Here is a 3555-nt window from a genome sequence, read left to right as displayed (position 1 = left end):
GCTTCTGGCCGTCGCCGCCCCGCCGCTGTCGCGCGTCGCGCTGAAGTTCGGCGCGCCGGAATATTTCGCGCTGATCGTGCTCGGGCTCCTCGTCTCGATCTCGCTCGCCCACGGCTCGGTCATCAAGGCGCTCGCCATGATCGTGCTCGGCCTCCTGCTCGGCACGGTCGGCCAGGACATCTACACCGGCACGCCGCGCTTCACGCTCGGCCAGCTCGAACTCTACCAGGGCATCAACTTCGTCTCGATCGCCGTCGGCGTCTTCGGCGTCGCCGAGATCTTCCGCAATCTGGAGAACGAGACGACGCGCGAGGTCGGCGTAAAGAAGGTCTCCGGCCTCTGGCTGACGAAGGCGGACTTCAAACGCATCGCCGCGCCCGTTGTGCGCGGCACCGTGCTGGGCTCGCTGCTGGGCGTCTTGCCGGGCGGCGGGCACGTCCTTTCCTCCTTCGCTTCCTATTCGCTGGAAAAGAACTTCGCCAAGGACAAGTCGGAATTCGGCCATGGCGCGATCGAGGGCGTGGCCGGGCCGGAAAGCGCCAACAACGCCGCCGCCCAGACCTCGTTCATCCCACTCCTGACGCTCGGCATTCCAGCCCATCCCGTGATGGCGCTGATCGTCGGAGCCTTCATCCTCCAGGGCATCACGCCGGGGCCGAACGTCATCAACACCCAGCCCGCGCTCTTCTGGGGCATCATCGCCTCAATGTGGATCGGCAATGTCCTTCTCGTCATCCTCAATCTGCCGCTGATCGGCTTGTGGGTGAAGATGCTGACCATTCCCTATCGCGTCCTGTTTCCCGCCATCGTCCTCTTCGCGGCGATCGGCTGCTATTCCATCAACAACAACCCGTTCGACGTCTATGCCATCGGCGTCTTCGGAATCCTCGGCTATGTCCTCATTCGCCTCGGCTGCGAGCCGGCGCCGCTTCTGCTCGGCTTCGTGCTCGGCCCGCTTTTGGAGGAGCATCTGCGCCGCGCCATGATCATCTCGCGCGGCGACCCCACGGTCTTCGTCTCGCGCCCCATTTCGGCGACGCTCCTGGCGCTGGGTCTGGCCGCCGTCATCGTGGCGCTGCTCCCCGCCATCCGTGCCAAGCGCAAGGAAGTGTTCGTCGAGGACGATTGAGCGTTGGGCCTGAAACGGCAGCCCGCCGCAGCGCAAAAGAAGCAGGCGGGCGCCGACGCGTTCGGCTAGATTGCGCTCGACTCATCCCGCCTGGAGCCCCTCATGTCGGACACGCACAGCATCGGCACGCCCTCCCTTTCCGTCTCGATCAAGGCCGAGGGGGCGGAACTGATCTCGCTGCGGGACGGAGCCGGCGAGGAGCTTCTTTGGCAGGCCGGGCCTGAATGGCCGCGCCATGCGCCGGTGCTCTTCCCGATCGTCGGCCGCCTGCCGGGCGACGCGTTGGAGGTTGGCGGGCAGAGCTACGCGATGACCCAGCATGGCTTTGCCCGCGACAGCCTTTTCGAATGGCGCGAGCGGAGCGAAACCCGCGCCCGGCTGGTGCTAAGGGATAGCGAGGCGACACGAGCGCGCTACCCCTTCGCCTTCGAGCTGGAGCTTCTCTACGAGGTGGCGGACCGGACGCTCGATGTGACGACGCGGGTGCGCAACACGGGCGACGTGCCCCTCCCCTTCGCGGTGGGCGCCCATCCCGCTTTTCGCTGGCCCCTCGTGCCGGGCCTTCCCAAGGAACGCCATGTTCTGCGCTTCGAGGGCGCGGCGCCCAGCAAGGCCACGGCGCTGGAGGGCGGCTTCCTGTCGGGCGAGCGGGACGTGCCCGTGGAGAAGGATGCGCTCGCCCTCTCGGAGGCGCTGTTCAGCGGCGACGCGCTGGTGTTCGGTGGCATCGGCGAGGGCGCCGTCCGCTTCGAGGCATTGGGTGAAGGCGGCCCGGAACGCGCCCTGCGCGTCGCCTGGAAGGGCTACCACGATCTCGGCGTCTGGTCGAAGCCGCAGGGCGCGCCGTTCCTCTGCATCGAGCCCTGGTTCGGCACCACGCCGCCGCTCGGCTGGAATGGCGACTTCACGCAAAAACCCGGCAACGCCACGCTGCCGGCGGGCGAGTCGCGCGACTATGTCTGGTCGGTGAGCGTCTAGAGCATTTTCAGGCAAGGCGAGACGATCGAAAACATAAGGCATTCCGGTGAATTCTGACTCACGGGAAATGCTTTAGACGTCCGCGAAAGATCGGGCTAACCACATCACAAGGCTCTTCCTCGGAACGCCACCTGAAGGCGAGCATCACACGCTGTTTTAATGTTCGCAGGCGACACCATTTCGCAGTGCAACATGTGGGGCCGCAGAGATGCTACGTCGCCTGAGAGTGGGTCTGAAAGCCAAGATCATCGGAGGAATCGGACTGGGGCTCGCCATCGGCCTTCTGCCGATGGGAGGCTTCCTGGCCTACCAGACGCAGCAGCACTCCGATGAGGCCGCCGAACAGCTCATGTCGAGCGAGGCCGGCCGCGCCGCCGAATTCGTCAAAGGCGCGCTGGCGGAAATCTCCGCCACGGCTCGCCTTACGGCAGCCAATGTCGGCGAGCGGCATGCTCGGATCGACCTGACCCGCAAGGACATGGTCGAAACCCTGCGGGTCGATCTGGACTCGTCGCCCATGGCCTTCGGCGCCTGGTTCCTGGAAGCGCCCAAAGCATTCGATGGCCAGCAGGACGAGGTGAAGAACAACACGCCGCAGGGCGCCAACAAGAACGGTTTGTTCTCCCCCTGGTGGCACCGGGTCGCCGGCGACGGGGTCACCTTCCAGACCTTCGACGAGGACTACAAGGCGCCCTGGTGGACCCTGGCCGCCGAAACCGGCAAGAGCGCCGTCACGCCGCCCTATGTCGAAACATCGTCCGGCATGAACAGCCTGCTGACCAGCGTGACGCAACCGGTCTACTCCGCCGGTCAGTTCATCGGCGTGCTCGGAATCGACATGACGCTGAACCAGCTCGGCCAGCATCTCCACGCGATCAAGCCCTTCGGCACCGGCAATCTCAAGCTCCTGTCGAAGGAAGGGCTCTGGCTCTACCATCCCGACCCCAAGCGCTTGGCCAGCCCCTATCTCAACACGTCCGGGAAAGCTGAACTGGCGGCGACCATGGCGGACAAGCAGCCGCGCGTGGTGCCTGGGATCGTCGATCTCGACGGCAACATCATCCGGCGAATGTTTTATGCGTTCGATGTCCCGTCCTTGAACACGACGTGGATTGCGGTGGTGGACGTGCCGGAAGTGACCTTGGCTCAGCCGATGATGGAGCAGTTTCGCACATTGGCGATCGGCTTCGCGCTGGCGCTTCTGGTGATTCTGATCGCGGTCTGGCTGACGAGCAATTTCGCCATCGTTCGCCCGCTGCGCCGCTCCGTCGAGCTGGCGCGCTTGATCGGCTCGGGGGATCTCACCCACACGATCCGGGTCAAGGGCTCGGACGAGATCGCCGAACTCCAGCGCGCCATGGGCGACATGACCACCAAACTGTCCGAGATCGTCTCGGGCGTGCGCGCCTCCTCCTCGCTGGTCGCTGCCGGCTCGGCCCGCTCGGCCG

At 65.5% G+C, this 3555-nt stretch carries 3 protein-coding genes; all 3 read left to right on the top strand.

The window, feature by feature from the left end; all coding sequences use genetic code 11:
- Nucleotides 1-1129 (top strand): tripartite tricarboxylate transporter permease (locus AUL32_RS07255; RefSeq protein ID WP_062113196.1); only part of this gene is annotated, 1129 nt, incomplete at its 5' end.
- Between the two features lie 102 nt (nt 1130-1231).
- Entirely contained in the window at nt 1232-2107 is an 876-nt protein-coding gene (locus AUL32_RS07250; protein ID WP_062113193.1) for an aldose 1-epimerase family protein, read from the top strand.
- Nucleotides 2108-2315: 208 nt separating this feature from the next.
- On the top strand, nt 2316-3555 hold a 1240-nt coding region (locus AUL32_RS07245; RefSeq protein ID WP_156421357.1), incomplete at its 3' end, for a PDC sensor domain-containing protein.

The organism is Aureimonas sp. AU40, assembly GCF_001463785.1.
Taxonomy (GTDB): Bacteria; Pseudomonadota; Alphaproteobacteria; order Rhizobiales; family Rhizobiaceae; genus Aureimonas.
Note: the sequence above shows the minus strand (reverse complement) of the source record. Positions and strands in the feature narration are given on the sequence as shown.